Annotated in this window: 29 protein-coding genes, 1 tRNA gene, 1 pseudogene and 1 riboswitch; of the genes and pseudogenes, 23 read left to right on the top strand and 8 right to left on the bottom strand. The window is 38.6% G+C overall.

Features of this window, described 5'->3' with window-relative positions; all coding sequences use genetic code 11:
• Positions 1–430 precede the first annotated feature (430 nt).
• The 16 genes from RVS70_RS11525 to cysC all read left to right on the top strand — a co-directional run bounded on the left by RVS70_RS11525 (position 431) and on the right by cysC (position 16,223).
• On the top strand, positions 431–1,093 hold the full coding sequence (locus tag RVS70_RS11525; protein WP_121604192.1) for a peroxiredoxin: 663 nt from the start codon (positions 431–433) through the stop codon (positions 1,091–1,093).
• An 88-nt stretch (positions 1,094–1,181) separates the two neighbouring features.
• Positions 1,182–2,591, top strand: coding sequence for an MBL fold metallo-hydrolase (locus RVS70_RS11530; RefSeq protein WP_205389351.1), 1,410 nt, complete (start codon positions 1,182–1,184; stop codon positions 2,589–2,591).
• Positions 2,592–2,719: 128 nt separating this feature from the next.
• On the top strand, positions 2,720–3,292 hold the full coding sequence (locus tag RVS70_RS11535; protein ID WP_205389350.1) for a TetR family transcriptional regulator: 573 nt from the start codon (positions 2,720–2,722) through the stop codon (positions 3,290–3,292).
• A gap of 314 nt (positions 3,293–3,606) precedes the next feature.
• Positions 3,607–3,822, top strand: a complete 216-nt coding sequence (locus RVS70_RS11540; RefSeq protein ID WP_121603973.1) for a hypothetical protein — start codon at positions 3,607–3,609, stop codon at positions 3,820–3,822.
• Between the two features lie 121 nt (positions 3,823–3,943).
• On the top strand, positions 3,944–4,294 hold the full coding sequence (locus RVS70_RS11545; protein WP_026683029.1) for a DMT family transporter: 351 nt from the start codon (positions 3,944–3,946) through the stop codon (positions 4,292–4,294).
• Positions 4,294–4,608, top strand: a complete 315-nt coding sequence (locus RVS70_RS11550) for a DMT family transporter (RefSeq protein ID WP_026683030.1) — start codon at positions 4,294–4,296, stop codon at positions 4,606–4,608. The genes RVS70_RS11545 and RVS70_RS11550 overlap by 1 nt, the downstream gene beginning before the upstream one ends.
• 205 nt (positions 4,609–4,813) lie before the next feature.
• Positions 4,814–4,916: riboswitch (SAM riboswitch) on the top strand.
• A 167-nt stretch (positions 4,917–5,083) separates the two neighbouring features.
• Positions 5,084–5,809 carry a phosphoadenylyl-sulfate reductase gene (locus RVS70_RS11555; RefSeq protein ID WP_034679895.1) on the top strand — a complete coding sequence of 242 codons (726 nt, stop codon included), beginning with the start codon at positions 5,084–5,086 and terminating at the stop codon, positions 5,807–5,809.
• 112 nt (positions 5,810–5,921) lie between these two features.
• Positions 5,922–7,754 (top strand): assimilatory sulfite reductase (NADPH) flavoprotein subunit, encoded by a 1,833-nt coding sequence (locus RVS70_RS11560; RefSeq protein WP_321133377.1) that lies wholly within the window; start codon positions 5,922–5,924, stop codon positions 7,752–7,754.
• A 90-nt stretch (positions 7,755–7,844) separates the two neighbouring features.
• On the top strand, positions 7,845–9,560 hold the full coding sequence (gene cysI / locus RVS70_RS11565) for an assimilatory sulfite reductase (NADPH) hemoprotein subunit (protein ID WP_026683033.1): 1,716 nt from the start codon (positions 7,845–7,847) through the stop codon (positions 9,558–9,560).
• Between the two features lie 42 nt (positions 9,561–9,602).
• Entirely contained in the window at positions 9,603–10,382 is a 780-nt protein-coding gene (gene cobA, locus RVS70_RS11570; RefSeq protein ID WP_026683034.1) for a uroporphyrinogen-III C-methyltransferase, read from the top strand.
• Between the two features lie 17 nt (positions 10,383–10,399).
• On the top strand, positions 10,400–11,131 hold the full coding sequence (locus RVS70_RS11575; protein WP_026683035.1) for a sirohydrochlorin chelatase: 732 nt from the start codon (positions 10,400–10,402) through the stop codon (positions 11,129–11,131).
• A gap of 30 nt (positions 11,132–11,161) precedes the next feature.
• The gene (locus RVS70_RS11580; RefSeq protein ID WP_321133380.1) at positions 11,162–11,803 is read left to right on the top strand and encodes an NAD(P)-binding protein; all 642 of its coding nucleotides are present in this window, start codon (positions 11,162–11,164) and stop codon (positions 11,801–11,803) included.
• Positions 11,787–12,602: a uroporphyrinogen-III synthase gene (locus tag RVS70_RS11585; protein ID WP_321133381.1), complete on the top strand. Its 816-nt coding sequence runs from the start codon at positions 11,787–11,789 to the stop codon at positions 12,600–12,602. Before RVS70_RS11580 ends, RVS70_RS11585 begins: the two co-directional genes overlap by 17 nt.
• A gap of 40 nt (positions 12,603–12,642) precedes the next feature.
• The gene (gene sat / locus RVS70_RS11590) at positions 12,643–13,812 is read left to right on the top strand and encodes a sulfate adenylyltransferase (protein ID WP_414617176.1); all 1,170 of its coding nucleotides are present in this window, start codon (positions 12,643–12,645) and stop codon (positions 13,810–13,812) included.
• Between the two features lie 18 nt (positions 13,813–13,830).
• On the top strand, positions 13,831–15,609 hold the full coding sequence (locus RVS70_RS11595; protein WP_321133383.1) for an SLC13 family permease: 1,779 nt from the start codon (positions 13,831–13,833) through the stop codon (positions 15,607–15,609).
• Between the two features lie 11 nt (positions 15,610–15,620).
• A complete protein-coding gene (gene cysC, locus RVS70_RS11600) occupies positions 15,621–16,223 on the top strand; it encodes an adenylyl-sulfate kinase (protein WP_026683040.1) in 603 nt (200 codons plus the stop codon).
• Between the two features lie 333 nt (positions 16,224–16,556).
• Here the strand turns inward: cysC and RVS70_RS11605 are convergent, their stop codons facing one another.
• Complete coding sequence (locus RVS70_RS11605; RefSeq protein ID WP_321133384.1) at positions 16,557–17,123, bottom strand: TetR-like C-terminal domain-containing protein; 567 nt, start codon at positions 17,121–17,123, stop codon at positions 16,557–16,559.
• A gap of 135 nt (positions 17,124–17,258) precedes the next feature.
• Here RVS70_RS11605 and RVS70_RS11610 point away from each other — a divergent pair, with 135 nt between their 5' ends.
• Positions 17,259–18,020: an SDR family oxidoreductase gene (locus tag RVS70_RS11610; RefSeq protein ID WP_321133385.1), complete on the top strand. Its 762-nt coding sequence runs from the start codon at positions 17,259–17,261 to the stop codon at positions 18,018–18,020.
• A gap of 431 nt (positions 18,021–18,451) precedes the next feature.
• On the opposite strand, the gene RVS70_RS11615 is transcribed toward RVS70_RS11610, so the two are convergent.
• Complete coding sequence (locus RVS70_RS11615) at positions 18,452–18,817, bottom strand: YybH family protein (protein ID WP_026683042.1); 366 nt, start codon at positions 18,815–18,817, stop codon at positions 18,452–18,454.
• A 155-nt stretch (positions 18,818–18,972) separates the two neighbouring features.
• Between RVS70_RS11615 and RVS70_RS11620 the strand changes: the two genes are divergently transcribed.
• From RVS70_RS11620 to RVS70_RS11640, 5 genes are all read left to right on the top strand, one after another.
• Positions 18,973–19,527, top strand: coding sequence for a hypothetical protein (locus RVS70_RS11620; protein ID WP_051388470.1), 555 nt, complete (start codon positions 18,973–18,975; stop codon positions 19,525–19,527).
• A 372-nt stretch (positions 19,528–19,899) separates the two neighbouring features.
• Positions 19,900–20,100 (top strand): hypothetical protein, encoded by a 201-nt coding sequence (locus tag RVS70_RS11625; protein ID WP_228089033.1) that lies wholly within the window; start codon positions 19,900–19,902, stop codon positions 20,098–20,100.
• Positions 20,101–20,205: 105 nt separating this feature from the next.
• Complete coding sequence (locus tag RVS70_RS11630; protein ID WP_228089034.1) at positions 20,206–20,445, top strand: glutaredoxin family protein; 240 nt, start codon at positions 20,206–20,208, stop codon at positions 20,443–20,445.
• Between the two features lie 71 nt (positions 20,446–20,516).
• Positions 20,517–21,083, top strand: a complete 567-nt coding sequence (locus tag RVS70_RS11635) for a glycoside hydrolase domain-containing protein (protein WP_228089035.1) — start codon at positions 20,517–20,519, stop codon at positions 21,081–21,083.
• A gap of 159 nt (positions 21,084–21,242) precedes the next feature.
• Positions 21,243–21,452, top strand: coding sequence for a LysM peptidoglycan-binding domain-containing protein (locus RVS70_RS11640; RefSeq protein ID WP_414617175.1), 210 nt, complete (start codon positions 21,243–21,245; stop codon positions 21,450–21,452).
• Positions 21,453–21,719: 267 nt separating this feature from the next.
• Here RVS70_RS11640 and RVS70_RS11645 read toward each other — a convergent pair whose 3' ends face one another.
• From RVS70_RS11645 to RVS70_RS11670, 6 genes are all read right to left on the bottom strand, one after another.
• Positions 21,720–21,878 carry a YvrJ family protein gene (locus tag RVS70_RS11645; RefSeq protein WP_228089036.1) on the bottom strand — a complete coding sequence of 53 codons (159 nt, stop codon included), beginning with the start codon at positions 21,876–21,878 and terminating at the stop codon, positions 21,720–21,722.
• A 26-nt stretch (positions 21,879–21,904) separates the two neighbouring features.
• The gene (locus tag RVS70_RS11650; protein WP_228089037.1) at positions 21,905–22,126 is read right to left on the bottom strand and encodes a helix-turn-helix domain-containing protein; all 222 of its coding nucleotides are present in this window, start codon (positions 22,124–22,126) and stop codon (positions 21,905–21,907) included.
• A 53-nt stretch (positions 22,127–22,179) separates the two neighbouring features.
• Positions 22,180–22,758 carry a sigma-70 family RNA polymerase sigma factor gene (locus RVS70_RS11655; RefSeq protein ID WP_321133386.1) on the bottom strand — a complete coding sequence of 193 codons (579 nt, stop codon included), beginning with the start codon at positions 22,756–22,758 and terminating at the stop codon, positions 22,180–22,182.
• 139 nt (positions 22,759–22,897) lie between these two features.
• Positions 22,898–22,970, bottom strand: a tRNA-Cys gene (locus RVS70_RS11660).
• 143 nt (positions 22,971–23,113) lie between these two features.
• Positions 23,114–23,389: a hypothetical protein gene (locus tag RVS70_RS11665; protein ID WP_228089039.1), complete on the bottom strand. Its 276-nt coding sequence runs from the start codon at positions 23,387–23,389 to the stop codon at positions 23,114–23,116.
• On the bottom strand, positions 23,390–24,367 hold the full coding sequence (locus RVS70_RS11670; protein WP_228089040.1) for an anti-sigma factor C-terminal domain-containing protein: 978 nt from the start codon (positions 24,365–24,367) through the stop codon (positions 23,390–23,392). It abuts the gene before it with no gap.
• A 345-nt stretch (positions 24,368–24,712) separates the two neighbouring features.
• Here RVS70_RS11670 and RVS70_RS11675 point away from each other — a divergent pair.
• Positions 24,713–25,782: pseudogene (locus RVS70_RS11675) on the top strand (IS110 family transposase); the annotation flags it as partial.
• Position 25,783 lies beyond the last annotated feature (1 nt).

Here is a 25,783-nt window from a genome sequence, read left to right on the forward strand (position 1 = left end):
CCACGGAAAGGGAAGTGGGCAGCCGGAGTGGTGGTCAAGCAGTAGCTATTATTCCATAATAGCTACTAGAGGAAGCGTAAATCTGAGCATTTAGTGATAAGGACTGAGCGAATTTTGCTCAGTTTTTTTAATCTTGGCAGTGCCCGGGTTTCTAGCCATAGAATGGTACGTATCACACATCGGCGTCTGTCAAGTACTCAAGGGTTAGTTGTCTGTTATCCCGGACGAACGATCGAACCGCCTAGCGAATTCCCGCTAACTATTCGATCGTAGTTTCGTTGCTTTTTCTCTCACTAAACAATTATTTACAAGCACGCTAAATTGTTAACATTCCATGACAATTCAGATTTTTTTAACATGCATGTTTAGTCCACGTAATATAAAGGTAAAGACTAGCAGAACTAGAAGTAAAAAGAAAGGGGATTCAAACATGGAACAACAGGAACACCACGTGGAAGTAAATGGATTACCGCGAATTGGGGAGCAGGCACCTGATTTTCAGGCTAAAACGACACAGGGAGATATCTCCCTTCGTGACTATCAAGGGAAATGGGTTGTATTGTTTTCCCATCCATCTGATTTCACACCAGTTTGTACGTCTGAATTTGTTGCCTTTCAGGAGGTATATCAACAATTACGTGCACTGGATACGGAATTGATTGGTTTAAGTGTTGATAGTGTTAGTTCGCATATTGCCTGGCTGCGGAATATAGAAGCGAACTTTCAGACGACCATAGAATTTCCTATCATTGCTGATCTAGATCAAAAAGTAGCGACGAAGTACGGTATGATTATGCCAGAATCTACGGGCACAGAAACTTCACGAGCTGTTTTTGTCATAGATGAGAAGCAGACGATTCGCGCACTCATTTATTATCCACTTACAACTGGACGGAATATGAATGAGATTGTTCGCCTTGTAGAAGCATTGCGAACAACGGATGAATATGGTGTATCGACTCCAGCTAATTGGCAATCAGGTGACAAGGCCCTTGTCAAACCACCACAAACAAAGCAGGAAGCAAATGAACGAATGAATGATCAGGACTATGATTGCGTTGATTGGTATTATTGTCAGAAAGAAATGAAGTAGAAAAAGTTCCCCGGCTCTCCTTAGTCGGGGAATCTCCTAATAGTTCGTTTGTTAGAAATGTATGGAATAGAAGGAGGTTATTAGATAGATGTATTTAAAATACTTTTATAATTCTTCCTTAGCGCAAGCTTCCTATATGGTAGCCTGCCAGTCAACTGGAGCAGCTGCCATTATTGATCCAGCAAGGAATATCGATGCATATATCAATCTTGCTAATGAGCAGGGGTTTCATATTTCCGCAGCGGTGGAGACACATATTCATGCTGATTTTGTATCTGGTGTCACAGAGCTATCTCGGCGTACGGGAGCGACGATTTTTTATTCGACGGAAGGACCGAACAATGGAGGGTATGATTGGGATGATTGTTTAACCGTTCAAGGATTACGAGACCAAGACATTATAACGATCGGTAATGTCCAACTCAAAGCAATACATACTCCTGGTCATACACCAGAACACATGGCATATGAGCTAACAGATAAGGCGACAGCCAATTTGCCAATGGGGATATTTACGGGTGACTTTGTTTTTGTAGGAAATGTAGGTCGCCCAGATCTTCTTGAAAAGGCGTTAGGTGTGAAAGACTCTGCTGATAAAGGAGCTCGGCAGCTGTTTAAGTCGCTACAAAGGTTCAAACAATATGCTGATTATATACAGATTTGGCCAGGTCATGGAGCTGGAAGTGCATGTGGTAAAGGTCTTGGCTCCATACCTACTAGTACAGTAGGATACGAGCGAATGTATAATCCGGCATTTCAGTTTACAGAGGAGCGGCCCTTTGTGGACTTTTTGCTTCATGGCCAACCAGAACCACCCGCTTATTTTGCCAAGATGAAAGCAATAAACAAAAGGGGAATGACACCGTTAGCCAATGTGCCTGCCGGTGTAGAATTTCAATTACAGGGAGACCGTATCGCAGAATTAGCAAAAGACAAGAAAAATATAGTCATTGATACTCGAAATGCTATCGATTATGCTAATGCTAGTCTTCCAGGAACAATAAACCTTCCATATCCCGGGTTATTTGCTGATTGGATAGGTAAGCTCGTTGATTATGAGTCCAACATCTATTTCATAGCTGAGCCATATCGCTTTGATGAATTAAGAGAAATCGTTATAAGCATTGGTATGGATAAGCTTAGGGGGTTTTTCTCTACATCGTTAATTCAAACGGCATCCAGTCTACGTTCGTACCAAAATCAATCACCAACAGAGATTGAACGAAGGTTTCAAAAGAATGAAGTGCAAATTTTGGATGTGCGTTATCAAGATGAATGGGAGGAAGCACGCATTCCAGAAGCAATACATGCTTCGCTGCCACATGTAAAGGAGCGACTCAAAGAGCTGTCCACAAGTAAGCCGATAGCTGTTCACTGTGCCTCTGGAAAGCGTTCTGCGATAGCCGCAAGTATATTATTAAATGAAGGCTTTGAAGTAATTAATATACGAGGCGGAATGCAACAATGGAAAAATGAGGATTTAGGTTGGACGAAATAGGATAGTAAAACGATTCCTTCCGTCAAGTCTTTGAAGAAACAAGAGAGATGCTTGACAGGAAGGGATTTATCCTATAAAATGACTGAAAGTCAGTCAAGAGAAATGAATACTATGAAAGGGGCGGTGATATGGATAATAAAAAGGAAAAAATTACGAAGTCTGCTATTCATGTGTTTCGTGAAAAAGGGATAGAAAAAACAAAGGTTTCCGACATTGTAAAAGGCGCAGGCATCGCACAAGGAACCTTTTATTTATATTTTCCCTCGAAACTTGCAGTTATGCCTTCAATTGCTGAAGTGATGGTAGAACGAATCGTAGAAGAAATGGGGCGAAAAGTAAATCGAGAAACGGCATTTACGGATCAATTAGGTCAAGTCGTCTCCATTATATTTGACCTGACAAAGGAATATCGGGAAATATTTGCGCTGATTTTTGCTGGATTAGCCTCAAGTGACTATTTGAGTGAGTGGGAAAAAATCTATGAGCCTTATTATGCCTGGATGCAAGAATTTCTTGAGCAACCAAAGGCTGCCAGTAAATTACGAGATTCGATTGATATTAACGGAACAGCTAAATTACTAATTGGCCTAATTGAATCGGCCGCTGAACAATCCTATCTGTATGACCAACAAGACGAGGAGTCTGCTAAACAAAAACAACGAGAAGTCTTAGAATTTGCATTACATGCATTATGTAAGTAATTGGACTTGGTGTAATCCAAGTTTTTTATTAAAAGTTAAGAAAGTATAAAATCAGTGCAATGACTGCGTTAAGCCAAGTAGTTATTTTGAAATTTTGATGTATATTGGCAATGCTCCGACTAATTACTTCGCTTTCCGTGGGCACGGCCTCAACTAACTTTGCAAAGAAGAACACGTTGCAAAGTGGATTTTCGGCTCGCGCTAATCCCACAGGAGTCTACGTAATTAGTCTCCGCTATGAGAAGGTGCAACAATTCTTGTCATAAGTAATAGGTTGACTTTTTTTACAATGGGTAAAGTAAAAATCGCTATCCGTGAGTATAAAAGCAGCTGTGTTACTTCATGCTAGCGTTGTAGAGCCTGATAATAGCGAAGGGCGGCCACTTCAACTCCTGTGGGAAATGTTTGACCTGAAGATCCACTTTTTTGAGCGGGTTTTGCTAAAAAAGTTAGCTGAAGGACAAACCCCACGGAAAGGGAAGTGGGCAGCCGGAGTGGTGGTCAAGCAAGCAGTAGCTATTATTCCATAATAGCTACTAGAGGAAGCGTAAATCTGAGCATGTAGTGATAAGGACTGAGCGAATTTTGCTCAGTTTTTCTAAAAATATAATGACTGAAAGTCAGTCATGTGGTAAAGGATGAAATACAGAAATGAATAAATCATGGATATATGTTGTATTAACGAGTGTTTTTGAATTGATCTGGATCTATGGATTTAATACCGCTAACGCTTGGTGGCATTGGGTCCTAATCATAGGAGCTATCCTTTTAGATCTCCATTTCCTGTCTAAAGCTTGTGAAAATCTACCAACAGGTACCGTATATGCGATATTTGCTGCTGCGGGAACAGTAGGTACAGCCATCATGGATATTTACTTGTTTGGTGGAAGTTTAAATGTAGGAAAAATGTTCTTTATGTTGATTCTAGTTCTAGGGGTTATTGGCTTAAAACTTTCTGATCAACCGGAACAGTCTGAAGCGACAAAGGGGGTTCAATCCTAATGGGTTGGTTATTTATTGCGAGTGCATCTGTATTTGAAATGTTAGGTGTCTTAGGTTTACGTCTCTATAGTCAACAGAAGACTATACGAAATGGACTGCTTTATATTGGTGGATTAGGTGGTTCATTCATCTTTTTATATGCATCCTTCTCGTATTTACTTGTAAGTGTGGCATATTCTGTGTTTATTGGCATTGGAACGGCCGGTGCGGTATTGATGAACATGATTTTCTTTGGTGAATCTACGAATAAGTATCGAATTGCTAGTTTGATTGCGATTATTATTGGAGTTACCGGGTTAAAAGCATTATCATAAGCATATTAGAATACACATGCTTTTGGGAGAATAGTACGTTCACATTTAGGTGATTCTTTTCATGATCTAAAAAAATTTATTGTCACATCTGGCTTGTTTTTTGTATATAACATGAATATCAAACTATTCTCATGTTTTGGAAAAAGGCATTGACTTTTTCTGGAAAACCATTTAATATATCAAACAATACAGTCATAGATTTTAATTCTTATCAAGAGAGGTGGAGGGAAAAGGCCCTTTGAAGCTTCGGCAGCAGGTTATTCTAACACTGTGCCAATTCCTACAGACAATGGTCTGATAGATAAGAAGAGTGCAAGATACCGTACAAATTACTCTTCTTATCACATGGATAGGAAGAGTTTTTCATAGCATGTTTATGTTTACCTCACTGCCTATTTCCAGTACATTTGTTTGCCTAGACCTTACGCCTTTATTTTTAAGAATAACGTAGGAGGGATAATGCGTGACAAGTCATATGCTGTCATATCAAGATTTTACTGTTGATCCTTTTAAAGATTTTCTTCCTGAGGATGAAACGAAAGGAGCCTCTACCATTTTAAGTTGGGCATATGAGCAATATGGGGATTCCATCGTTTATGCATGTAGCTTTGGCGCAGAAGGTATGGTGCTAATTGATTTAATAGCAAAGGAGAAATCTGATGCAGAGATTGTCTTTCTAGACACAGGGTTACATTTTCAAGAAACGTATGATCTCATCGATGAAGTGAAAAAAAGGTACCCTGATTTGCGGATTCGCTTAAAGCAGCCTGATTTGACAGTGGAAGAACAGGCAGCAAAGCATGGCTCAGCCTTGTGGAAGCGACAGCCAGATCAATGTTGTTTCATTCGTAAGATCAAGCCTCTTGAAGAAGAACTAGATAAGGTACCTGCTTGGATATCTGGACTTCGTAGAGAGCAGTCACCAAGTCGTAGTAAAACAGACTTTGTGAATAGGGATGAACGATTTAAAAGCATTAAAATATGTCCGTTAATTTATTGGACTTGGGACGATGTATGGAATTATATTCAAAAACAACAATTGCCCTATAATGAACTGCATGATAGAAATTATCCAAGTATTGGGTGTATTCCTTGTACCTCCCAAGTAGCCGACTCTGATGATTTACGTGCAGGTAGATGGACGGGGCAAACGAAAACGGAATGTGGCTTGCATACCACGGTTAATAAAAGCGAATCGTGATGATCTGAGTATTCATCTTTTTTATTTCGTTTAATTCCTAGTAAATTAATTGGTATACTAAGCATTTGATTGTATAGGTATAAAAAAGAACTTAATAGTGAGGTGGAACGTGTTGTCGTTGAATGTAACAAATAGCCCTTTTAATCACGAACAAATAGAACAATTAAATCTCCTGTTACCTACTTTAACGGATCATCAAAAGGTGTGGCTAAGTGGTTACCTTTCAGCTTTTATATCAAAAGAAGTCCAATCTGGTAATCCAGACCCCCAAGCCATCAGTCAAGCAACGAATGCTGGCACAGATCCGAGAGAAGTAACCATATTATATGGATCGGAGACAGGGACTGCCCGCTCATTAGCAGAATCGATGGCTGAAAAGCTAGACGCAGCGAATTTTTTGGTAACTTGCTCCGCGCTTGATGACTTTAAGCCAAAGAAATTAAAGAAGACAGAGGATGTATTAATTATAACGGCAACCCATGGAGAAGGTGATCCACCGGATAATGCGATCTCTTTCTATGAATTTCTTCACAGCAGAAAAGCACCTAAATTGGATCATTTGCGTTTCGCAGTGCTAGCGCTCGGTGATGAGTCGTATGAATTTTTCTGTCAAACAGGAAAAGACTTTGATAAACGCCTAGAAGAATTAGGTGGAGAGAGGCTATATGACCGAGTAGATTGTGATTTGGATTTTGATGAGCAAGCGTCTGAGTGGATGACGGGAGTACTCGGGGTTTTAAAGCAGTCATCTGAAGTTGTTGACAATACCGTTCTAGCAGGTCAACAAACGGCAGGCACGTTCGTTTCCGAACAATCTGGTTTTTCAAGAACAAATCCATTTATGGCCGAGGTTGTTCAGAATATTAATTTAAGTGGTCGCGGTTCCAATAAGCAAACCCGCCATCTAGAATTGTCCATTGATGGGTCTGGCTTTACCTTCAAACCAGGAGATAGCTTAGGGATATTTCCGAAAAATGACCCCGTATTAGTCGATGAACTTATGAAGGCGATGAATTGGGATGCAGAACAAACTGTATCTGTGAATAAACAGGGGGAAATTAGGTCATTACGAGAAGCTTTACTTTCCCATTTTGAGATTACGGTTTTAACGAAGCCACTAGTAGAAAAGGCAGCGACATTATTTGCTAATGAAGCATTAACCGATCTATTAACAGCAAGCAATAAGGAAAAACTAAAGTCGTATCTTGAGGGAAGGGATGTTTTAGATTTAGTAACCGATTTTCCGCCTAAGAAGCTGCTGGCTGAGGATTTTGTCAGCATATTACGGAAGCTACCTGCTCGTCTTTATTCCATTGCCAGCAGCTATGAAGCCAACCCTGATGAAGTTCATCTAACTGTTGGTACGGTAAATTATTTTGCTCATGGGCGTGAACGTGCGGGCGTCTGCTCCAGTCAAGTAGCCACACGAGTGGAAGTCGGTGAGAAATTGCCAGTGTATATCCATCAAAACGCTAATTTTCAATTTCCTGATGACCCGGAAACGAGGGTGATTATGATTGGTCCTGGTACCGGGGTTGCACCATTTCGCTCTTATCTGGAGGAACTAGAGGAAACCGAAGCGGAGCAACAAACATGGCTCTTCTTTGGAGAACAGCATTTCTCCTGTGATTTCCTTTATCAAGTGGATTGGCAAAAGTGGTTAAAATCTGGTGTGCTATCGAGAATGGATGTGGCATTCTCACGGGATACCGATCAAAAAGTATATGTACAACACAAGATGCTTGAAAAAAGTAAGGATTTTTATGAATGGTTAAAAGCAGGCGCTGCTGTTTACGTGTGTGGAGACGAAAAGCATATGGCAAAAGACGTCCAGCAAACAATACTTACGATTTTAAGGCAGGAGGGAGACATGACTGCGGAGGAGGCTGAATCGTATTTGCAGCAAATGCGTCAGGAGAAACGCTACCAGCGAGATGTGTATTAATGGCTCTTGTTGGTTAAATAGGCAGGTTATTTAGGATCCATGCTTGGTGCTATTACACGTGAAGATTAAGGAATGGAGGGAGTTTAACGAATGGCAAAGGGAAAGGACTCACTACATGAGACCACATTGGATGATATGGAGCGAATTAAAAAAGAAAGTAAATTTCTACGAGGTACAATAACGGAAGGACTTGCAGACCCAATAACAGGAGCTATTTCGGATGATGATAATAAAGTGCTGAAGTTTCACGGGAGTTATCAACAGGATGATCGTGATCTACGGGATGAACGGAGACGTCAAAAATTAGAGCCTGCCTATCAATTTATGCTGCGAGTGCGTGTTCCAGGAGGAATTGCCAGCCCTAAGCAATGGCTGGTGATGGATGAACTTGCTGACAATTATGCAAATGGAACGATTCGTCTAACCACAAGGCAAGCATTTCAATTACATGGCATCTTGAAATGGAATTTGAAAAATACGATAAAAGAGATTAACCATACACTTATGGATACTTTAGCAGCATGTGGTGATGTAAATCGAAATGTAATGTGCAATACCAATTCATATCAATCGGCGGTCCATGCAGAGGTTCAAACGTGGGCACAAAAAATTAGTGACCACCTCTCACCAAGAACCGGAGCATATCATGAGATTTGGCTAGATAAAGAAAAAGTAGTTGATTCGCGAGATGAAACGGAAATAGAACCAATCTATGGAACAACGTATTTGCCAAGAAAATTCAAGATTGGCATTGCTGTACCACCATCAAATGATATTGATGTATTCTCTCAAGACCTTGGCTTTATTGCTATTCAAGAGGCAGGTAAACTGGTGGGGTTTAATGTTTCTGTTGGTGGCGGTATGGGAATGACGCACGGAAATACCGATACGTATCCGCAATTAGGGCGGGTGATTGGCTTCTGTACACCAGATCAAGTAATTGCTGTAGCAGAGGAAATTGTTACAATTCAACGTGACTATGGAAATCGATCCAACCGTAAGAATGCAAGATTTAAATACACGATCGATGCAAGAGGTATTGATTGGCTAAAGCAAACGTTACATGAACGATTAGGCTGGGAATTGGAGGAAACGAGAAATTATCAGTTTGAAAATAATGGGGATAGCTATGGCTGGGTGGAGGGAAACGGCAAATGGCACTTCACATTATTTATTCAAAATGGCCGTGTAAAGGATACAGAGGATTATCCATTAAGGACAGGACTGAGGGAAATCGCAAAGGTGCATACGGGTGATTTTCGTTTAACACCTAATCAAAATCTAGTCATTGCAAATGTTACGAAACAAAAGAAAGAACAGATCGATCAACTTATCAAAACGTACAAACTAACAGATGGTGGGCAATTTAGCGGGTTACGCCGTAATTCGATGGCTTGTGTTGCGTTACCAACTTGCGCTTTGGCAATGGCGGAATCAGAAAGGTACCTTCCTTCATTAATTGAAAAGATAGAAGGGATTCTTGATGAAGCAGGACTACGTGAAGAAGAAATGGTTATACGCATGTCAGGCTGTCCCAATGGATGCTCGCGACCAGCTCTAGCAGAAATTGCGTTCATTGGTAAGGCGCCAGGTAAGTACAATATGTACCTTGGTGGAAGTTTTACCGGGGAACGATTAAGTAAGCTCTATCGAGAAAATATAGGCGAGCAGGAGATTTTAGATACACTTCGTCCTATTCTCAATCAGTATGCAAGGGAACGGCTCGATGGGGAGCATTTTGGAGACTACGTTATTCGAGCGAATTATGTGGAAGCTGTACATTCCGGACTTGATTTTCATAGGTAGTGCAGGTTTAAACCAGATTAATAGAAGAGGCGGGGGTAGGAAATGGGAAAGGTATATTTGGTTGGAGCAGGTCCAGGTGACCCCGATTTGATTACGGTAAAAGGTGCAAAGATCATCGGTCAGTCGGATGTTATTTTATATGATCGTTTAGTGAATGAACAATTATTAGAGGACTATGCACCTAAACAAGCAGAACTGATTTATTGTGGGAAGCGTCCAGATCACCACGCATTAAAGCAGGAGCAAATAAATCAATTACTTTGGCAATATGCAAGGCAAGGGAAGGTTGTTACGCGATTAAAAGGCGGTGACCCTTTTATCTTTGGAAGAGGGGGTGAGGAAGCGCTCACTCTAGGAAAACACCAGATTCCATTTGAAATTGTACCAGGAATTACTTCTGGATCAGCTGCGCCAGCCTATGCCGGAATCCCGTTAACCCATCGACAGATTAGCTCATCTGTTGCTTTTGTGTCGGGAGTAACTCGAAAGGGAGATACAGGTGAAGCATATTGGGAGCACCTTGCTAAGGGCGCTGAAACCTTATGTATTTATATGGGTGTAAAAAACCTTCCAGACATATGCCATTATCTAATTAAATATGGCAGGGATGCAACGACGCCGATTGCCGTTATACATTATGGGACAACACAAGCGCAACAAACGATAACAGGTACGTTGCACACGATAGCAACGAAAGCTAAACATCTAAAAAACCCCTCGATGATTATTATTGGTGAGGTCGTTCGGCTACGTGAACAAATAAAGTGGTTTGAAGGGCTGGCTTATGAAGCATCCGAATCGCCAATTGCTGTCATTGGGTAACAAAGGGAGGAAGCTACATGCAAGCTGTTCTTTATGTAAGTCATGGCAGTAGATACGCTGATGCTACGGCAGAAGCCATATCGTTTCTTGAAACGGTGAAAGAACAGGTGGATATTCCCTTGCAGGAAATCTGCTTTCTCGAATTGGCCACTCCTGATATGAAGCAGGGAATTGCTAATTTGGTAACTCAAGGGGCAACCCGCATCGCAATTGTACCGGTGCTATTATTACAAGCAGGTCATTATTATCACGATATTCCGCAGGTTATTGAGCAGCAAAAGGCATTATATCCAGCTATTTCATTTACCTATGGTCAACCACTTGGTGTACAGGATCGATTAACGCAGATATTGGCTGAGCGAATGAATCAAGCAGTGGTAACTATGAAGTCAGATATGAAGGTGCTGTTAGTAGGCAGAGGCAGTAGTAATCCACAAACAGTAATCGATATCGAAACCATCGCAAATCGACTAAAAAAAATAACGGGGGTAGCTCATGTGGAAGCATGCTATCTAGCTGCATGTACCCCTGCTTTTGAGGGAAAGTTGCGGGCAGCTGTTACGGAGGAAAACTCGCAAATTGTTATCGTCCCTTATATTTGGTTTACCGGATTTTTGATGCGACATATTCAGCAAAGGATTACAGAAATTGGGGGAAGCAAGAGGGAAATCATCCTTTGTCATCATTTAGGAAAGCATCCGGCAATGCAGGAAGCATTAAAGGATCGCGTTATAGAGGCAATCGTGTAAAGCAATTTTATAAAAAGGATGTTGAATGCAATGGGGCGAATTCCATTAATGCTTGAATTAAATGAAAAGCAAGTAGTTATTGTTGGTGGTGGCACGATAGCAGAACGACGTATAAACACAATCATAGACAGTGGTGCTTACATTACAGTAATTAGTCCTATGATTAATAAGGCAATTCGAACGGCTTGGGAAGCGGGCTTTCTTACATGGAAACAAAAGACATTCGAGGCAACGGATATCCAGCAGGCTGTACTTGTTGTTGCCGCTACAGACGATCAATTGGTGAATCAATTCGTATCTATGTCAGCACCAGCCGAGTGCCTTGTAAATAATGCTTCAGATGCAAAAGCGAGTCATGTTCATTTTCCTGCATATCTGAAGCAAGGAAGATTGTCCATTAGTATTTCAACCAATGAAGCAAGTCCAGCACTATCATCCAAGATTAAGAAAGAACTTGAACGCATCTATAACAAGGACTATGAAGGCTATGTAGATTTTCTATATCAAAGCAGACAGCTATTGAAACAATCCACCGTGGATAAGCAGCAGCAGAAAAAACTATTACAATCGCTCGTATCTAAGGAATTTCTGTGTAAAGATAAACAACTTCAGGCATTACAGTCGTTAAGAGCAATAACGGGAAGGATCGATGCAAGTGAAGGGATTAAATAATAAGCAGGTAGGTATTGCTGCTACACGTAAAGTGGAAGAGATAGCTACATTAGTTAAAAAAAATGGAGGCATACCCTCCGTATTCTCTATTCAAGGAGAACAAGTATTTGATGATCAAACAGGTGAAGGGAATATTTCAACATTATTGTCAGGATCATTTGATTTCATCATCTTAACTACAGGAATTGGGGCAGCGAGCTTAGAAAGAGTTGCACGAAAGCTCCATTGCTTTTCCGATTTTATTCAGAAGCTAGGACAAACAACATTAGCAATTCGAGGCAGTAAGACATGTCATTGGTTAAAAGAACACGCTATTTCTCCGACATTTGTATCGAAAGATGGCACCATGGGGGATCTTATACAGACGCTTGCTAATCAATCTAATCGGCAGGGGCAGCGTGTTTATTTACAGGCATATAATCAAGATGATTTACAGTTACAAGCAGCATTAGAGCACTTAGGATATGCTGTCTATTTGGCGAAACCATATTATTATAAGCAACCAGATGCTGAGGTATTACGGGAATTAAGGGATGGAATTATTCATCAATTCTTAGATGCTGTTATTTTTACAAGCAAAACACAGGTTCAGAATCTTTTCCACTCCCTTTCACATGAGCATAGAAAACAGGTAATAGCCGCATTTAATAAACATGTCCTAGCTGCTGCAGTTGGAAAAGTAACTGCACAGGAATTAAGAAAGAATCAGATTCAGGATGTTTTTTATCCGACGAAACCGAAGATGGGAAGAATGGTCGTAGAAATGAATCATTATTACGAACAACAGGTTGTTCAATGAAGCGTTATGCCATGAAAGCGAATAGGAGGGAGCTTAAGTGATATCAACAACGGAACAGATAGGAAGTATACCTCATGGAGGTAAATTAATCCAAAGGCAAGTCGCTAAGGAAGAACGGGATGCCTATTTGCAAAAAATAGCGAACGTAAAAACAGTAACAGTAAATACGTGGCATCTCTCCGATTTGGAGTTGATTGCGAATGGAGGCTTTAGCCCTCTTACTGGATTTATGGGGAAGACAAATTATACAAGAGTTGTAGAAGAAATGCGGTTGGAGGATGGCACGATTTGGAGTATCCCCATCACACTAGATGTAGAAAAAGCACAAGCAGAGGCATTGGAAATTGGTGAACAAATCGCACTGATTGGCGAGGATGATGAGGTATATGGTGTCTTATATCTTACCGAGAAGTATCACTATGAAAAGGAAAAAGAAGCAAAGCTTGTGTATGGCACAACTGACCCATCACATCCAGGTGTTAAAAAAGTGTATGAAAAAGGTGATATATATCTAGCTGGTCCTATTCATCTACTTCAAAAGAAAGCAAATAATCAATTCGCTAATTATCAGCTAGATCCAAGAGAAACAAGGAAATTATTCGCAGCATTAGGATGGAAAACAATTGTAGGATTTCAAACAAGGAACCCAGTGCACCGCGCACACGAGTATATTCAGAAATGTGCATTAGAATCTGTTGATGGGCTATTGCTTAATCCTTTAGTAGGAGAAACAAAATCAGATGATATCTCAGCTGATATACGAATGAAAAGCTATGAAGTCATCTTAGATAAATATTATCCGAAAGACCGAACGAGACTAGTAATCTATCCTGCAGCGATGCGCTATGCTGGTCCAAGAGAGGCTATCTTACATGCTATTGTTCGAAAAAACTATGGCTGTACGCATTTTATTGTTGGGCGGGACCATGCAGGTGTTGGTGATTATTATGGTACTTACGAAGCGCAGGAGTTAATTTCCCAATACGAGGCAGAGCTAGGAATTCAAATATTTGCATTTGAACATGCATTTTATTGCACAGCATGTGAAAACATGGGAACAGAAAAAACATGTCCACATGATAAATCCTACCACGTTCATTTAAGTGGCACGAAAGTACGTGAGAAGCTACGTAATGGAGAAGATTTGCCAAAAGAATTTTCACGCCCAGAAGTAGCAAAAGTGTTAAGGGAAGGCTTCAGACAACGTTAAGTAAAGGGAAGGTTCCTCATGTCGAGCGAGATGATCATTGTTTCTATCGTAATTTGTTTCATGATCGGTGGACTTATCATGGATATTGCGCATCCAGTCATCATTGTGTTTACCGCATTAACCATCTTTTTATTAATAGGTATTGTAACACCAGAGGACGCGCTTATTGGTTTTTCTAATGAAGGAATGCTAACCATTGCTCTGTTATTTATTATAGCTGGTGCCATTCAAAAAAGCGGTATTATCGAAGACATTATGAAGAACTGGCTAAATAAAAGTAATAGTTTAATCGGCTCAATGGTCCGAGTACTGATACCAACGTCTACACTTTCTGCATTTTTAAATAATACACCAATTGTTGTTACGTTTACGCCATTAATTAAAAATTGGTGTGAGGAGCATCAAATTGCACCATCAAAATTCTTAATCCCCCTTTCCTATGCGACCATTTTAGGTGGAACCATTACGTTAATGGGGACGTCCACCAACCTTGTCGTACATGGTATGCTAATTGATTACGGCTATGATGGATTTTCAGTCTTTCAGTTAGCAATTATTGGCGTTCCGATTACCATTGTTGGTCTCCTTTATTTGATTGTCATAGGCAGACGCCTGTTACCGGAAAATAAAGGTTTTCAACAGCAGGTAAAAGAGGATTCCCGAGAATATATTGCTGAAATGGTTGTTGAGGATTCGTTTTCAGCGGTAAATCGTAGTGTGAAAGAAGCTGGATTAAGAGAGTTAAAGGGACTTTATTTAATCGAAATTATCCGTGGTAAGGAGCGCGTATCACCTGTCCGCGCTACAACCATTATTCAAGCTGGTGATCGTCTCATTTTTACCGGTATAATCACGGCATTAGCTGAGGTGCAAACAACGAAAGGGTTATCGTTAAGAATGGGAAAGCAAGTTGATTTTGATGATTTAAAGAATGGCAGCTCAACAATTGTAGAAGCTGTTGTATCGCATCAGTCCTCCTTGCTTTCCAAATCGGTGAAGCAATCTAAGTTTCGATCCTTATACGATGCTGGAGTTATTGCAGTTCACCGAGATAGCGAACGAATAAAATCCAAAATTGGTGATATTTTGTTAAAGCCAGGTGATAGCTTACTATTACTAGCAGGAGCCGATTTTATGGAAAAGTATCAGCAATCGGAAGACTTTTATGTAGTAACCCCATTAGATCGACCGAATACATTTCAGCGAAATCCTTTTAAAGGCTGGATAACAATCATTCTCTTTTTAGCGATGATTCTATTGGTTACAATCGGTATATTGAGCATGTTTAAGGCGATGGCTATCGTAGTTGTAATCATGTTAGCAATGAAGGTGATCACAATGGAAGAGGTAAAGAAATATATTCATTTTGATGTGCTATTGCTAATTGCCTGTTCATTTGGTATTGGCATGGCGATGATGAAATCAGGCTTAGCACCTTGGATTGCTGATAAAATATTGAGTGTAGGAGAGCCACTTGGCTTATTTAGCTTACTATTGCTTATCTATATAGCAACAAATCTATTCACGGAAATCATTACAAACAGCGCAGCGGCTATTTTGATGATCCCGATTGTCTTCGAAATGGCAGCTAACCTAGATTTAGAGCCAATGGGCTTTGCAATTACAATGACGATCGCGGCGTCTTCTAGCTTTATTACGCCGATTGGGTATCAAACGAATTTAATTGTCTATGGTCCTGGTGGCTATACAGTCAAAGACTATGTAAAAATAGGGACACCCTTAAGTATCTTGGTAATGCTTATTACGGTTATGATTGTATACTTCTGGTGGTTTTAGGAGGGAAAAATGTGACTAAGTCGAAGCATATTGCTTGGCATGACTCGATTGTATCAAAAGAAGCTAGGCAGAAACGAAACAAACATAAAAGTGCAGTACTTTGGTTTACGGGGCTATCTGGCTCCGGGAAATCAACGATTACCGTGGAGCTGGAAAGGAAGCTCTATCAACTAGGTATTTACACGTATCGGCTAGATGGTGATAATATTAGGCATGGATTGAACAAGAATCTTGGGTTTACACCGGAGGATCGAGCGGAAAATATCCGACGAATTGGCGAAGTATCGAAGCTATTTATCGATGCGGGTGTTCTTACATTGACTGCCTTTATCTCTCCATATCGAGAAGACCGCAATCTTGTAAGAGCGCTGCTGCCAGATAAAGAATTTATTGAGGTATATGTAAAATGTAGTTTAGAAGCGTGTGAAGAACGTGATCCCAAGGGATTATATAAAAAAGCACGTGCTGGTACAATAGCGGGTTTTACTGGTGTCGATGCACCTTATGAGGAACCAATTGCTCCTGAACTAACAATTGATACAGAGAAACAATCGATTGAAGAAGCGACGCAGCAGGTTATTAATTACTTGTTAGAAAATGATTATTTAACGTAAGGATAAATGATGCTGTTCGAAGGGAAAACCTTAGAAGAAATTATCTGTATGAATCGTAGCAATTCAAAGGAATGCATATTTATGGCGATACAGCATCAATTCTAGCGTAATGTTAGAACTGTCTCATAAGGTTAAAAAGCTAAGAAAGTATTATATTAGCCCATGTGGATAAAAATGGCGTGTTGAGACGCCCAGCTCCAGCGCCCCGTAACGAGGCGACTTCACGAATCTGGCAGTGAATTTTCTCTCATGCGCAAGCTGAATCATTGCCAAGGAAGAGGAGTGTATTCCAGTTAGTATCGATAAGCTACCTTATGAGACGTTCTTTTTAACTTATGAAGTTGTTTCCGATGCTTCCATTACTTTAGGTGTAAGATATTGCATAGAAATAGGTCTGTTTGACAGCATTTTAATTAATTGGTCAGCCATGTAGTCAGTGGAATATTTGAATCCACCTTTTACCCATTCCATAATCATTCCAAATAACGCATAAGCTTGATAACTTATCTGTAAGTCTTTTTCAATTGAATTGTCTCCCCTGTCCTCTTTTTGCAGCTGTGCAAGGTCGTTCATTGGCAATTTTTTCAAAATATCACATAATTTATTTTGAAAACCTGGTAATACATGTTCGTGATAAATAATGGTTTGATAGAAATCAGCAAAACGTGCCACATGTTCAAATATTTTAATACTAGCAGGGGTCAGGTCATGGAGACTAAATATTTCCTTATTAGCATATGGATCGCGGTAAGATTTAGTTAAATCAGATATGACATCGTCGACTAGCTCATGGAGTAGATCCTCTTGTATTTGGTAGTGCTTATAAAATGTTCCCCGATTTAAATCCGCTGTTTTGACAATATCCGTGATGGTGATTTGTCGTAATTCCTTTTCTTTCATAAGTGTAAGCAACGCAGATTTTAATGCTGAATATTGCTACCTTAAGTATAGTACATTATGCTTCTAGTATACAGTCACATGATATTGTCATTAGTTGGAAGACCTTTTTATATGTAGATAAAGGAGAGATTATGAATGAAATTATCAGGCAAAGTAGCAATTGTTACTGGTGCTGCTTCAGGTATGGGAAAAGCTATTGCTGAGCTCTATGCCAAAGAGGGTGCTAAAGTAATCGTTTCGGATATTAATTTAGAAGGTGCAGATGCGGTAGCTTCTGCCATCGAATCAGCTGGTGGTACAGCAAGAGCAATGAAGACAAACGTAGCAGAACGTGAAGAAATCGACCAATTAATTGATATAACTGTTCAAGAATTTGGGACGCTAGATATTCTAGTCAATAATGCAGGAATTATGGATGGCTTTGAGCCCGCAGGCGAAATCGAAGATGAGAATTGGGAGCGAATCTTTGCCATTAATACAACTGCGGTAATGCGTGCTACAAGAAAAGCCCTACCGATCTTTCTAGAAAAAGGAAAAGGCGTTATTGTTAATACTGCGTCAACTGGCGGTTTAAATGGGGCGCATGCTGGTGCAACATATACTGCTTCCAAACACGCTGTAATTGGTTTTACGAAGAACACTGGCTATATGTATGCAGATAAAGGTATTCGATGTAATGCAATTGCTCCAGGTGGTGTTGCAACCAATATCGGTGTATCCATGAAAAACGTAAACGAGCTTGGAGCAAGTCGTACAAAAGCTGGTCAGGCAGTTATGCCACGTGCTGGACAACCTGAAGAAATTGCCAATGTAGCTCTATTCTTAGCATCTGAAGATTCAAGCTTTATAAATGGTACGGTCATTACTGCAGATGCAGGCTGGACAGCAGCATTCTAATGAAAAAGTACTAGATATGCGGGGGCAAAAGCGTTCTAATCGAAGAAAAAAATGAAACAACTAAAAATGATCGTTCGTTCAACTAATTCGCTCCAGAAATATACGTGCTTCCGCGTTCGGCTGGTGCCCCTCCTCTTGCTGGTGAAATGTCGTACTACGGTGTCTGCTCGAAGCCTTTTATCTTGTACTCTCGCAGGATAAGGAAGGCTTCGACAGCAGTACATCGCACGCAGGAAAAGCGATCTTCTTTTTTCAACAATCTACGAATATTTGCTATTGTGCATCTTTAGAATGGACTGTTTTAGTTAGATCCTATCCTTCCCTTTTCCATTATATAAAAAATGAAGATAACTTGCTCGTATACAAAGGTTGTGTCCTTAATTGTTTAACTATTATGTAGAATTTTTCTTGCTAAACGTTATGTGATGAACTCACAAACTACTTAAATGCTCGTGAATAAGCCTCCACTTCCCATCCTCCGTTTGTACAAAAACATTCGTTGCACGTCCGCTTCCTGAAACAAGCCGCCCTTCATAGTACCCTTTATAATGGTAGTTGTAGATACAGGTTGCTGTATGTTCATCGACAGCGATCCACTGAATGTTTTTTGCTTGGTAAATTTCATCCTCAATTGTCCTCCACGCGTGCTCGAAATACATTTTTATTTCAGGGATGGAAGCACAGGTTTTATCGGTAAACCAATAATGTGCATCCTTATGTAACATCTTTTCAACCTGTTGGAAATCATGTGAGTTCGTTGCATCTATATACTGTGTAAGTGCATTTTTATAGTTCATGATTAGTCACTCCTCTTATGTTTCGTTTTAATTGTACCTGTTAAAAGTATAGCTTTGTTTACGCACAAAAACAAGAATATACGTTCGTTTATTTATGCTGTTGACATTTTAATTCAGAAATTTATAAAATTAGATTAGGGATGGGGAGGGAGAAAATGTATATTATCTTAGGAATTGGTATAATTGCTGTTGTTATTGTTTTATTTTCAATAGCTAAATTTGCAGCGTTTTCGGAGTTTATGAGTGGTTTTAAAAAAGGGACATTTGAAAAGTTAATGATTGGGCTTTCCGTTGCAGGCGTTGTATCGCTCGCTTATGGAATTTATTATGAAGTGACCTATCAACCACCCTATTTAGATATACAGGTGAATGGGAATGAACATACAGTTTTTGGTGAAATTGGTGATGTCGGATATTATGGTGATGGACTTGTAACTAAAGATAAAGAAGCCAATCTTCATCTTGTCACATGGGAAGATTGGAATTTAGAGGGCAACACGGTAGTAGAGCTTACCTATCCATCAGGTGCAACGGAAACGTGGGAGGCAAATATAACCGAATTAAATGACCAAGTAATCAATGGTTTGGCAGAAGCGCATGATGTGCAAAGTATATATGAGCTTTCCCCCTATACATTTACGGAATCAGGAAATGTAGAAGTACGTATACAGGAAGCCGAGGCTAGCTTTATTATTGAAGTAAAGGAATGATCATCAAAAAAAGGATGACAGATGTCTATGTCCCCTTTTTTGATTTGCGCATAACAGAGTTGCCCGTTTAGCGACATCCATCTTCCGCGACTACGGATCCTTGCGATAAGTCAACATCAAAATGCTTACACTTCACTGTGTTGCCTTTAGCTCATGCCAAGTGATTCGAGTAGGCGCTATGTCAGTAACCAGGTGATTGCTCCTTTGTCATAGTCTAAGAAATCACAGAAAATTATAAAATTTACCCACGTGGATAAATAAGCGGGTGTTGAATTTTATTTTGCGACTGGCGAAGATCCAATAAAAATGGAGTGCATTAATCCTGAATTAAAAAACTAAATATTGCAAAAATTAAAAAGTATGGAGGGAAGTTTGCTGCAGCAGAAATTTAATAAAGCGTTATTGACGAAACTGGATGAACAACAACAGTATATAGATAATTCAATTAAAAAAAGAGACGAGCACCTTTTAAATCAAATTAAAAACATGCAGCAAGCACGCATTGAAAATAACGCTTCCGTTGAAAGCAAAGGTTTCTTTGCTAAATTATTTAAGATGAAAAGAGGCGATTAACAGAAAAGATTTGACTTTTTTAGAAAAAGTATGCGATTTTTTGATTTTCCCTCTTTTTTTATCTCTTTTATATAAATAAATGGTTATTGAAAGGAGAGAATGCATTTGAAAAATATAATTGTGTATGGAACTGAATGGTGTTCTTATTGTGTTAAGTTAAAAAAATGGCTAAAAGAGAATAACTATGGGTACGAATTTAAAGATATAGACAATGAGGAAAATAATAAAGAATTCGATACGCTTGAGGTTCAGGGAATTCCGTTTGTAATTATTAATGATAATAAATCAACCCATACAGTTGAAGGGTTCAATCCTGAAAAAATCAAAAAAATAATGGTTAGTTGATTGAACACTTACATATAGAGTAGCTACAGCTGCTCTTTTTATTTTTAGTACAAAAATAGGGGGGACGTTTTTTGATACAAGGTTTTGATTGTGCTACAAAGCTAACAAGTGCCAGTGCAGTAAAGTTAAAAAACGCTGGGTTTAACTTTGCATTACGTTATCTAGGTAACAGCTGGAAGTCTTTTGATAAAGCAGAAGTAATGATCATTCAGAAAGCAGGATTAGATTTATGCTCTATCTATCAAACTTCTGCGAATAATTCTTCTTATTTTAGTAAAGATCAGGGGAAGAAAGACGGTAGGCAAGCAACAACATGGGCAAACAATGTAGGGCAGCCAAAAGGTAGTGTTATTTATTTTGCTGTCGATTATGCAGCGGATGGAAGATCACAACTAAATAATGTCAAATCCTACTTTGAAGGTGTAAAGTCAACCAACAAAGACTTTAAAGTAGGAGCTTATGGATCCTATGCGGTAATGGAAGCATTAAAAGGATTCATAGATTACTACTGGCAGACGGATGCCTGGTCAAATGGAATAATATCTAGTCATGTTCATTTAAGACAATATCAAAACAATGTAACAGTCGAGGGTATCAAAGTTGATAAAAATGAGGCATATAAGCCCGGTATTGGTTAGTGGGGGAAAGGGAGCCTAAGTAATAAATCATCTAAAATATCTGGAAACATATATAGAGTTGCACCGGGAGACACTTTATCTGGCATCGCAAACAGAGCCGGTACTACTATAAAATCCTTGCAAAATCTTAATGATATCCGTAATCCAGACATTATACAAGTGGGACAAAATCTTATACTCAAAGATCCTTCCCAAGCGACCAATAATATAAATACCTACACCATTAAAGATGGCGACACACTTAGCGGGATTGCTGCTAAATATGGTACAACAATAAAACAGCTGCAACATTTAAATAACATTAAAAGTCCGCATAAAATATTTGCTGGCCAAAAGATAAAAATTACCGAAAATATTTTAGTTAAATAATATCCCATCAGAAATAAGCGGGCTTCTTAATATTAAGAAGCTCGCTTATTTCTAGAGTATCGCCTTACAAGTAATGTTCACTTAATGTTACAAATATAATGCTTTATATTATTAGAAATTTTTAGTTGATCAGTAATTGCATTAACTAACATTTTTTCCTCTTCAGGTGTAAGTTCGTTTTCGACTAAACATTTTGTAAATGAGGCTTGTACCTCCCTAGATTTACAATAGCACTCAAATAATTTAGAATTATCCATTACTTATCCCTCACTTTTTTAGCTCTTTGACTGCATTTTTCAGTTCTGAAATAACCGAAGCTAAGTTTTCTATTTTCTTTTCAAATCGCACAAATAAATAAATTGTTATCATGACAGGAAAACCAAAATTACCCAATATATTAATTAATGCAGCATAGTCGTTTTCCATCAGCAAACCTTCCTCTCTAAAAATATTTATCCATCGCCACAATCAATAAACTCAAAAAATGTAGGAACCTCTAGCAATTGTAGCTTTTCTATTTTTTCTAAAATCTTTATGGTTATTTCTTGTTCCAAATCCGACCTTTCTTGATAGGGAGTATTTCGTAAGTTTTTTCTAATTGATGGCTCAAAAAATGAAATAATTCTTAATAAGTTTCCTTCCTCTAAAGCTGACAATAAGCTCTGGTTATCCATAATGAAGTATCATTCCTTTCACTGTACTTATAAAATTAGTGAAAATAAATCATCTAACTTATATGACTTTTTAATTTTTTCAGCGCTGTTTTATGGTTATATGAAATTGTTTGTTCAGATTTATCTAACGCAGATGCAACCTCTTTATTATTTAGTCCATGCACATAAATTAGTTCTAAAATCCTTAACTGAATTTCTTTTAGTGATTTAAGACTTTGATAAAGGCCTTCATCCTCTATTTGGTCCAAAAAAGTTTGGTGTTGCTGAAAATCAGCAAATGTTAAATCTTTTTGAGAGGAAAAATAAACCTCCAATAGCTGTTGACCATCTTGCTGATCATTGGAATTTGATTCTGTATCGGGAGCATAAACTTCTTTATTTTTGTAGCTACTTATTTTTTTGTCATAGTCAATAGAATAAAAATAAATTAATTTCGATATATAGCTTAAAACTTTTACTGATTTATAATAATTTCGGAATGCATCATCTAGTTTCTTTACATTGTCCTTATCTTGGGAATTATTTAGTGCTTTCTGAAAAATAGCATAATTCTTTTTATCTTTCAAAAAATTATTAACAATAGGTTGATTCATTTTAGATTTGCATCTTTTTATCAATTCTGTTTTGTCCATATAATTACCCCCTATTAAATAAAGAGAAAAAAGTATATCATTTATAAAAAAGAACGTATGTTCTTATTTTATCATTTGCAAGTTTTTTTATCTATATAAAAACTCTTATTCATTTTTTGAATAAGAGCTAATAGTTTTAAGGTGGTAATCGGAATCGAACCGATGTATAAAGGTTTTGCAGACCTTCGCCTTTCCATCTTGGCTATACCACCATGAATATTTACTTGTTATTGTCTAAAGAGGAGCCAGCTTTTAAATTATCAAAATGAAAAATATTTTTTATCATGTTTCAAGAAAAAAACGCACTCCATTAAGAAGTACGTTTCTCTCTTGAAATATTTAGCAAGCTAGGGTATTAAGGCTGAGGGTTAATTGTTGTTCCTAGAATCATAACAACTAATATATACAATAACGTAGAGGCGTTCAAAGCAATTCCCCATAGGCCGTAGACTTTGCTTTGCTTGTCAAAACTCCCTACAATTCCCGTTAGAATTCCTATCCCTTGCGGTATAAAATATAAGAAGAAAAAGTTATTGTACAATATACTTATATTTATAACCAAAAGACTAAATAATCCCATTGCTACTGATATATATCCCGTTGTATAGAAAAATCGATTTTTGGTTATCATTTAATATCCCTCCCGCTTATTCCAATTCCAATTCTCTGTTTCTCCGATATAGATACCTTTAAATGCTTCTTGTCGTTCCATCTTTAAGATTTCCTTTGATGGTCCTGTTACAACAATCCCATAGATCCTTATATCATTTTCTTTTAAATATTTTAATCGTTCCTGTGCCGCCATAGATATATCTGGTCGGATACTATTTACCATTGCTTCATGTTGATCTAAAAATTGAAGCTGTTCCATAAAAAGCTCTTGATTATCTTCAGATTCAAAATTAGAATTAGCCGGTGCTTCATTATTTTCAGGATAGCCAATCGGTGAAACAAATCGTCCCTCCTCATCTACCATCTCTTTTTCTACACCAGTGTCTACCGCATTCCAAACTAAATCAATATCATATTCAGCTATCAAGTCTTTAATTTCTTCCGACGCATAAGCCTTATCTAAAGATAAGTACGCTTCACTTACAGTTCCTTCTGATACATTCTCCAGCTGTTCCCACCCTAGAGTTAAATGATTCCGTAAAGGATTATTACTAGGATATTGAAAGACGTATTCCTGATCCATTGCAGACATTGGTATATCGTTAATTAATAGTTTCTCGGTGACATCTTGATTGTTACCGGGCGTTATTTCTGTATGATAATCGCCTGCATTGAATATTACTCCCCCAACTTGTTTGTATAATGGAGCAGATAGATGTAATCCAAAAAATGGTGTGATTTCTGATTCCATTTCCATATCTCCAATTTGAAGATTCGGCCTTGTTAATGAATAAATTGTTTCCGCAGCAATAATTTCATTATTTGCCTTACTGCTGACACTATAATAAGCAACACTCAAGAAAAAGGTAGCCGGAACAATAATTAAAATAATTGTTAAAATCGTTAGAATGGTATTCCACCTTGCTTTTAATTTAGATGCCTTAATAATATCCATCTGTTTTTTTTCTGTTAACTCTTTATCTTTAAATCGGTTCATGAAGCTCCCTCCTCGTATATTATGTTTAGGCGTTTATTTTACGCCCATTATTTCCTTACTAGCTAACCTTTAATAAATCAAATATCTTAGACGTTACGTGATGTCCCTAGATAATGGTCTTAGGATCATTTGAGACAATTCTTTTCACTCCTGCGGGCTTAACCGCATTGTAAGACTGTTTCCCAGTGTTCGCTTCGACCTTCATACACGCAGGCTGTACACCTTGAGGTTCGAACCTAAATGTTAGTAGCTTTAGGGTTGCTATCGATGCAAGGATAGTACTCATACACAAGGAAGCTGATCGGCGTTCACACTAGGGATATACCAGAGCGTCCAAGATTTTGTTCCAATGATTTACCTGGTGCCACCCTGTTAAGAGATCAAATCTTGAACGTTGTTCAAGGTAAATCTGTTAGTGAATTACGTATCGGTCTTGAATCGACTAGTGTTTATAGCTTTCATCCATCTATGTTTTTACACAATGACGAATCCATTCGTGCACTTGGCGGACAAGTGCTGGTCATGAATCCTAAACAGATAGCCAATTTCAAGAAAAGCTATAGCGATATGAATAAGACAGACGAAATTGATGCATTTGTCATTGACGATTATTTACGTTTTGATCGTTTGCCGATGTCGGTTGTGAAAGGTGAACAATACGTTGCTCTTCAACAATTGACACGTTCCCGTTATAATATTGTCCGTGAAGAAGTAGAGTCTTCGATATTTGGAAAAGCGATGATGGATCTTTTCCTTGAAAACTATAGTTTGGACGAGTTATCCAACATGTCCTTAGAGGACTTAGCTAATTATCTACGGACTAAAGGCAAAAATAGATTCCCTGATCCAGAATATGTTGCGAAATCTATTAAACAGGCTGTTCGTTCTTCCTACCGTTTGACAAAGTAGTTGAAGATTCCATTGATACGATACTTGGCACTTCTATTACGTTGATTCGTACATTTGAAAAACAGATCAAAGAACTTGATAAATCAATTGAGCGAATCATGAAAGGCGTACCGCAAACACTACAAACTGTGCCTGGCATTGGTTCAGTATTTGCCGCCGGCATTATTGCTGAAATTGGACAAATTGAACGTTTCGGAGACGAAACGAAGATTGCCATATGCAGGCCTTTATTGGCGTAAGCACCAATCAGGTCGTTTCACAGCAGATGATACATCATTATCGAGTAATGGAAATCAGTATCTCTGATATTATCTAGTTGAAGCCCCCAACTCGGTAAGAAGGCAGATTCCTGAATACAAGAGTATTACACGAAAAAGTATCAAGAAGTCCCGAAGCATCAACACAAAAGAACCCTCGTCTTAACCGCAAGAAAATTTGTGCGTTTGGTGGATGCGCTACTACGTAAAAACCAAATTTATACGCCCGAAAGGAGCGTTTATACATGAA

Source organism: Virgibacillus sp. M23 (assembly GCF_034190895.1).
GTDB lineage: Bacteria > Bacillota > Bacilli > Bacillales > Amphibacillaceae > Virgibacillus > Virgibacillus salarius.

What these genes read in the sequence shown, in the direction of transcription:
- RVS70_RS11525 (WP_121604192.1), top strand. Translation starts at nt 431, where the DNA reads ATGGAACAACAGGAACACCACGTGGAAGTAAATGGATTACCGCGAATT.
- RVS70_RS11530 (WP_205389351.1), top strand. Translation starts at nt 1,182, where the DNA reads ATGTATTTAAAATACTTTTATAATTCTTCCTTAGCGCAAGCTTCCTAT.
- RVS70_RS11535 (WP_205389350.1), top strand. Translation starts at nt 2,720, where the DNA reads ATGGATAATAAAAAGGAAAAAATTACGAAGTCTGCTATTCATGTGTTT.
- RVS70_RS11545 (WP_026683029.1), top strand. Translation starts at nt 3,944, where the DNA reads ATGAATAAATCATGGATATATGTTGTATTAACGAGTGTTTTTGAATTG.
- RVS70_RS11550 (WP_026683030.1), top strand. Translation starts at nt 4,294, where the DNA reads ATGGGTTGGTTATTTATTGCGAGTGCATCTGTATTTGAAATGTTAGGT.
- RVS70_RS11555 (WP_034679895.1), top strand. Translation starts at nt 5,084, where the DNA reads ATGCTGTCATATCAAGATTTTACTGTTGATCCTTTTAAAGATTTTCTT.
- cysI (WP_026683033.1), top strand. Translation starts at nt 7,845, where the DNA reads ATGGCAAAGGGAAAGGACTCACTACATGAGACCACATTGGATGATATG.
- cobA (WP_026683034.1), top strand. Translation starts at nt 9,603, where the DNA reads ATGGGAAAGGTATATTTGGTTGGAGCAGGTCCAGGTGACCCCGATTTG.
- RVS70_RS11575 (WP_026683035.1), top strand. Translation starts at nt 10,400, where the DNA reads ATGCAAGCTGTTCTTTATGTAAGTCATGGCAGTAGATACGCTGATGCT.
- RVS70_RS11580 (WP_321133380.1), top strand. Translation starts at nt 11,162, where the DNA reads ATGGGGCGAATTCCATTAATGCTTGAATTAAATGAAAAGCAAGTAGTT.
- RVS70_RS11595 (WP_321133383.1), top strand. Translation starts at nt 13,831, where the DNA reads ATGTCGAGCGAGATGATCATTGTTTCTATCGTAATTTGTTTCATGATC.
- RVS70_RS11605 (WP_321133384.1), bottom strand. Translation starts at nt 17,123, where the DNA reads ATGAAAGAAAAGGAATTACGACAAATCACCATCACGGATATTGTCAAA.
- RVS70_RS11610 (WP_321133385.1), top strand. Translation starts at nt 17,259, where the DNA reads ATGAAATTATCAGGCAAAGTAGCAATTGTTACTGGTGCTGCTTCAGGT.
- RVS70_RS11615 (WP_026683042.1), bottom strand. Translation starts at nt 18,817, where the DNA reads ATGAACTATAAAAATGCACTTACACAGTATATAGATGCAACGAACTCA.
- RVS70_RS11620 (WP_051388470.1), top strand. Translation starts at nt 18,973, where the DNA reads ATGTATATTATCTTAGGAATTGGTATAATTGCTGTTGTTATTGTTTTA.
- RVS70_RS11645 (WP_228089036.1), bottom strand. Translation starts at nt 21,878, where the DNA reads ATGGAAAACGACTATGCTGCATTAATTAATATATTGGGTAATTTTGGT.
- RVS70_RS11650 (WP_228089037.1), bottom strand. Translation starts at nt 22,126, where the DNA reads ATGGATAACCAGAGCTTATTGTCAGCTTTAGAGGAAGGAAACTTATTA.
- RVS70_RS11655 (WP_321133386.1), bottom strand. Translation starts at nt 22,758, where the DNA reads ATGGACAAAACAGAATTGATAAAAAGATGCAAATCTAAAATGAATCAA.
- RVS70_RS11665 (WP_228089039.1), bottom strand. Translation starts at nt 23,389, where the DNA reads ATGATAACCAAAAATCGATTTTTCTATACAACGGGATATATATCAGTA.
- RVS70_RS11670 (WP_228089040.1), bottom strand. Translation starts at nt 24,367, where the DNA reads ATGAACCGATTTAAAGATAAAGAGTTAACAGAAAAAAAACAGATGGAT.